Raw genomic sequence first — 4,456 nt, 5'->3', positions numbered from 1 at the left:
GTCTGCGCTTCGCCATCCGTGAAGGCGGTCGTACCGTCGGCGCCGGCGTCGTCGCCAAAATCATCGAGTAATTTCTCTTGTCGGGCAGGGTGCGAGCCCTGCCCATCGCTCTTTGGGAAACAACATGCAAAGCCAGAAAATCCGCATTCGCTTGAAGGCCTTCGACTATCGTCTGATCGATCAGTCGGCGCAGGAAATCGTCGAAACCGCAAAGCGTACCGGCGCCGTTGTGCGCGGTCCGGTCCCGCTGCCGACGCGTATCCAGCGTTACGACGTGTTGCGTTCGCCGCACGTCAACAAGACTTCGCGCGATCAGTTCGAGATTCGCACCCATCTGCGTCTGATGGACATCATCGATCCGACCGACAAGACGGTCGACGCGCTGATGAAGCTCGACCTGCCGGCAGGGGTTGACGTCGAAATCAAGTTGCAGTAATCGCAGTTTTGCGGCTATAATCGCCGCCTTTTGGTGGGTGGCGTCCTGGACGCCACCTATTTTACTTAGCGCTCGCCGGCCAATCGTAGCCGGCTAGAGGAGAATAACCATGAGTCTAGGCCTTGTTGGGCGCAAGGTCGGCATGACGCGCATCTTTACCGATGACGGTGTTTCCGTTCCGGTTACGGTGCTCGACGTGTCGAACAACCGCATTGCCCAAGTCAAAACGCCTGAGCAAGACGGCTATGCCGCCGTTCAGGTGGCCTTCGGAACGCGTCGCGCCTCGCGCGTGAACAAATCGATGGCCGGACATCTCGCCAAGGCGGGTGTCGAAGCGGGCAGCGTCCTGAAAGAATTCCCCGTTAGCGCCGAAGAGCTGACCTCGCTGAAGGCGGGTGATCAGATCAGCGTGACGATCTTTGCCGTCGGCCAGAAGGTCGATGTCACCGGTCGTTCGATCGGTAAAGGCTTCGCCGGCGGCATCAAGCGCCACAACTTCAGCTCGCAGCGTGCCTCGCACGGTAACTCCGTGTCGCACAACGCGCCGGGTTCGATCGGTATGAACCAGGATCCGGGCCGTGTTTTTCCCGGCAAGCGGATGGCGGGTCACCTGGGTGACGTCAAGAGCACGCAGCAGAACCTCGAAGTCGTTCGTGTCGACGTCGAGCGTCAGCTGTTGTTGGTCAAGGGTGCGGTCCCCGGCTCCAAAGGGTCGGATCTGGTCGTGTGCCCGGCAGTGAAGGCGGGGGCGTGATGGAACTCAAACTCATTAACGAACAGGGGCAGGAAGCCAGTCGTCTGGACGCTTCCGATGCGCTCTTCGGTCGCGAATACAACGAGGCGCTGATCCATCAGGTCGTCGTTGCCTACCAGGCCAATGCCCGCAGTGGTAATCGTGCCCAGAAGGATCGTGCTGAAGTCCGCCACACCACGGCCAAGCCGTTCCGTCAGAAGGGTACGGGGCGTGCGCGTGCCGGTATGTCCTCGTCGCCGCTGTGGCGTGGGGGCGGTCGGATTTTCCCGAATTCGCCGGACGAAAACTTCAGCCAGAAGCTGAACAAGAAAATGTACCGTGCCGGTATGGCCTCGATCCTGTCGCAACTCGTGCGCGAAGATCGCCTGGCTATCGTCGAGAGCCTGAATGTCGATGCCCCGAAGACCAAGCTCTTCGCTCAGAAGATCAAGGGCATGGGCTACGAGTCGGTGCTCGTGATTACCGACGAGCTCGATGAAAACGTCTATCTGGCCTCGCGCAACCTGCACAACGTTCTCGTGCTTGAAGTGAGCGAGGCGGATCCGGTTTCGCTGATCCGCTTCCCGAAGGTTCTCATGACCCGGAACGCTCTGGTCAAGTTTGAGGAGGTCCTGGGATGAACCAAGAACGTCTGATGCAAGTGCTGCTTGCGCCGCAGATTTCGGAAAAGGCGACCTATATCGCCGAGAAGAACGAGCAAGTGGTTTTCCGCGTTGCGACCGATGCGACGAAGCCGGAAGTCAAGGCCGCCGTTGAGCTGCTCTTCAAGGTCGAAGTCGAGGCGGTTCGCATTGCCAACGTCAAGGGCAAGACGAAGCGTTTTGGCCGCTCGATGGGCAAGCGCAAGGGCTGGAAAAAGGCCTACGTCAGCCTCAAGGCCGGGCAAGAGATTAACTTCGTCGATGGAGGTGCTGCGTAATGGCACTCGTCAAAGTCAAGCCGACTTCGCCTGGGCGTCGTTCCCTGGTCAAGGTCGTCAATGCCGACCTGCACAAAGGCGCACCGTACGCTCCGTTGCTCGAGCCTCAGTCGAAGAATGCCGGCCGTAACAACAACGGCCATGTGACCACGCGCCATCAGGGCGGCGGTCACAAGCAGCATTATCGTCTGGTCGATTTCAAGCGCACCAAGGACGGCATTCCGGCCAAGGTCGAGCGTCTTGAGTACGACCCGAACCGTTCCGCCAACATCGCCCTGCTGTGCTACGCCGATGGCGAGCGCCGCTACGTCATCGCCTGCAAGGGCATGGTCGTCGGTCAGCAGGTAATCAGCGGGTCCGAGGCTCCGATCAAGAGCGGCAACACCCTGCCGATTCGCAACATCCCGGTCGGTACCACGATCCACTGCATCGAAATGATCCCCGGTAAGGGCGCTCAGCTCGCTCGTTCCGCCGGTACCTCGGCTCAGCTGCTGGCGCGTGAAGGCGTCTATGCTCAGCTGCGTTTGCGCTCCGGCGAAATTCGCCGCGTGCATGTCGAGTGCCGTGCCACCATCGGTGAAGTGGGTAACGAAGAGCACAGCCTGCGCTCGATCGGTAAGGCCGGTGCAACCCGCTGGCGCGGCATCCGCCCGACCGTCCGTGGCGTGGTCATGAACCCGGTCGATCACCCGCACGGTGGTGGTGAGGGCCGTACGGCTGCTGGTATGCATCCGGTCAGCCCGTGGGGAACGAAGACCAAGGGCTACCGCACCCGCTCGAACAAGCGCACGAACTCCATGATCGTGCAGCGCCGTCATAAACGCTAAGGGGTAGAGAACTATGGGACGTTCCATTAAAAAGGGCCCGTTTGTCGATGCCCACTTGCTGAAGAAGGTGGACGCCGTGCGCGCCACCAGCGACAAGCGCCCGATCAAGACGTGGTCGCGTCGTTCGACCGTACTTCCCGCTTTCGTTGGCCTGACGATCGCCGTGCATAACGGCAAGCAGCATATCCCGGTGTTTGTCACCGAGAACATGGTCGGCCACAAGCTGGGTGAATTCTCGCTGACGCGGACCTTCAAGGGTCACACCGCCGGCAAGAAGGCGAAGAAGTAAAGGATAGGATATGGAAACTCGTGCTATTTTGCGCGGCGTTCGGCTCTCGGACCAAAAGGGCCGACTCGTTGCCGACCAGATCCGCGGTCTGCCGGTGGACAAGGCGCTAAACATCCTGGCGTTCAGCCCGAAAAAAGGTGCTGGCATCATCAAGAAGGTGCTCGAGTCGGCAATTGCCAACGCCGAGCACAACGACGGTGCCGATATCGACGAGCTGAAGGTCAAGTCGATCTATGTTGAAAAAGGCATGGTGCTCAAGCGCTTTACCGCGCGCGCCAAAGGCCGTGGCAACCGGATCAGCAAGCCGACCTGCCACATCTTCCTGACCGTCGGAAACTGAGGATAAACAATGGGACAGAAAATTCATCCGACTGGTTTTCGTCTGGCGGTTACGCGTGACTGGTCCTCGCGTTGGTATGCAAACAGCAAGAACTTTGCGTCCATGCTCAACGAGGACGTCAAGGTCCGCGACTTTCTGAAGGAAAAGCTCAAGCACGCTTCCGTCGGTCGCGTCCTGATCGAGCGTCCGGCCAAGAACGCCCGTGTGACCGTCTTCTCGGCGCGTCCTGGTGTCGTGATCGGGAAGAAGGGCGAAGAGATCGATCATCTGCGCACCGCGCTGCAGAAGATCATGGGCATCCCGGTCCACGTGAGCATCGAAGAGATCCGCAAGCCGGAACTCGATGCGCAGTTGATCGCCGATTCGATCACCCAGCAGCTCGAAAAGCGCATCATGTTCCGCCGCGCCATGAAGCGTGCGATGCAGAACGCCATGCGCCTCGGCGCCCAGGGCATCAAGATCATGAGCTCGGGTCGCCTGAACGGTGCTGAAATCGCTCGCCGCGAATGGTATCGCGAAGGTCGCGTGCCGCTGCACACCCTGCGTGCGGATATCGATTACGCAACCTCGGAAGCCATGACCACCTACGGTGTGATCGGCGTCAAGGTCTGGGTGTTCAAGGGCGAAGTGCTCAACCGCAACGAGCAGTCGACGGTGGCGCAGGACGCACCGGTCGCTGACGAGCAGCGCAAGCCGCGCCGCGCACCGCGTGCCGATGCTACGGACAAGCCCAAGGGTCGCGCCGTGAAGGCCAAGAGCGATGCGCAGCCCGAGGCGGGTAACGACGCCGCGCCTGAAGCCAAGGCGCCGGCAAAACGTGTAAGAAAGGCAGGAACGACTGATGCTGCAGCCAACTAGAAGGAAGTACCGCAAGGAGCAGAAAGGCCGTAA

9 protein-coding genes are annotated in these 4,456 nt (G+C 60.2%); all 9 read left to right on the top strand.

Annotated elements, in window-relative coordinates:
* On the top strand, nt 1-71 hold a 71-nt coding region (locus QMB55_RS03000; protein WP_198525954.1), incomplete at its 5' end, for an EF-Tu C-terminal domain-related protein.
* A gap of 53 nt (nt 72-124) precedes the next feature.
* Nucleotides 125-436 (top strand): 30S ribosomal protein S10, encoded by a 312-nt coding sequence (gene rpsJ, locus QMB55_RS02995; RefSeq protein WP_497587177.1) that lies wholly within the window; start codon nt 125-127, stop codon nt 434-436.
* Nucleotides 437-545: 109 nt separating this feature from the next.
* A complete protein-coding gene (rplC, locus tag QMB55_RS02990; RefSeq protein ID WP_497587176.1) occupies nt 546-1,190 on the top strand; it encodes a 50S ribosomal protein L3 in 645 nt (214 codons plus the stop codon).
* Nucleotides 1,190-1,810: a 50S ribosomal protein L4 gene (rplD, locus tag QMB55_RS02985; RefSeq protein WP_497587175.1), complete on the top strand. Its 621-nt coding sequence runs from the start codon at nt 1,190-1,192 to the stop codon at nt 1,808-1,810. Before rplC ends, rplD begins: the two co-directional genes overlap by 1 nt.
* Nucleotides 1,807-2,109 (top strand): 50S ribosomal protein L23, encoded by a 303-nt coding sequence (gene rplW, locus QMB55_RS02980; RefSeq protein WP_497587174.1) that lies wholly within the window; start codon nt 1,807-1,809, stop codon nt 2,107-2,109. Before rplD ends, rplW begins: the two co-directional genes overlap by 4 nt.
* The gene (gene rplB / locus QMB55_RS02975; protein WP_497587173.1) at nt 2,109-2,936 is read left to right on the top strand and encodes a 50S ribosomal protein L2; all 828 of its coding nucleotides are present in this window, start codon (nt 2,109-2,111) and stop codon (nt 2,934-2,936) included. Before rplW ends, rplB begins: the two co-directional genes overlap by 1 nt.
* Before the next feature lie 13 nt (nt 2,937-2,949).
* The gene (gene rpsS / locus QMB55_RS02970) at nt 2,950-3,225 is read left to right on the top strand and encodes a 30S ribosomal protein S19 (protein WP_497587172.1); all 276 of its coding nucleotides are present in this window, start codon (nt 2,950-2,952) and stop codon (nt 3,223-3,225) included.
* Nucleotides 3,226-3,235: 10 nt separating this feature from the next.
* Complete coding sequence (gene rplV, locus QMB55_RS02965) at nt 3,236-3,565, top strand: 50S ribosomal protein L22 (RefSeq protein WP_497587171.1); 330 nt, start codon at nt 3,236-3,238, stop codon at nt 3,563-3,565.
* 9 nt (nt 3,566-3,574) lie between these two features.
* Complete coding sequence (rpsC, locus tag QMB55_RS02960) at nt 3,575-4,423, top strand: 30S ribosomal protein S3 (protein WP_497587170.1); 849 nt, start codon at nt 3,575-3,577, stop codon at nt 4,421-4,423.
* Nucleotides 4,424-4,456: the final 33 nt, after the last annotated feature.

Origin of the sequence: Propionivibrio sp. (assembly GCF_041441355.1) — a bacterium.
Lineage (GTDB): Bacteria > Pseudomonadota > Gammaproteobacteria > Burkholderiales > Rhodocyclaceae > Propionivibrio.
This window is presented reverse-complemented; position numbering and strand designations above follow the sequence as displayed.

Coding starts and splice junctions, on each gene's coding strand:
- rpsJ (WP_497587177.1), top strand. CDS start 125: ATGCAAAGCCAGAAAATCCGCATTCGCTTGAAGGCCTTCGACTATCGT.
- rplC (WP_497587176.1), top strand. CDS start 546: ATGAGTCTAGGCCTTGTTGGGCGCAAGGTCGGCATGACGCGCATCTTT.
- rplD (WP_497587175.1), top strand. CDS start 1,190: ATGGAACTCAAACTCATTAACGAACAGGGGCAGGAAGCCAGTCGTCTG.
- rplW (WP_497587174.1), top strand. CDS start 1,807: ATGAACCAAGAACGTCTGATGCAAGTGCTGCTTGCGCCGCAGATTTCG.
- rplB (WP_497587173.1), top strand. CDS start 2,109: ATGGCACTCGTCAAAGTCAAGCCGACTTCGCCTGGGCGTCGTTCCCTG.
- rpsS (WP_497587172.1), top strand. CDS start 2,950: ATGGGACGTTCCATTAAAAAGGGCCCGTTTGTCGATGCCCACTTGCTG.
- rplV (WP_497587171.1), top strand. CDS start 3,236: ATGGAAACTCGTGCTATTTTGCGCGGCGTTCGGCTCTCGGACCAAAAG.
- rpsC (WP_497587170.1), top strand. CDS start 3,575: ATGGGACAGAAAATTCATCCGACTGGTTTTCGTCTGGCGGTTACGCGT.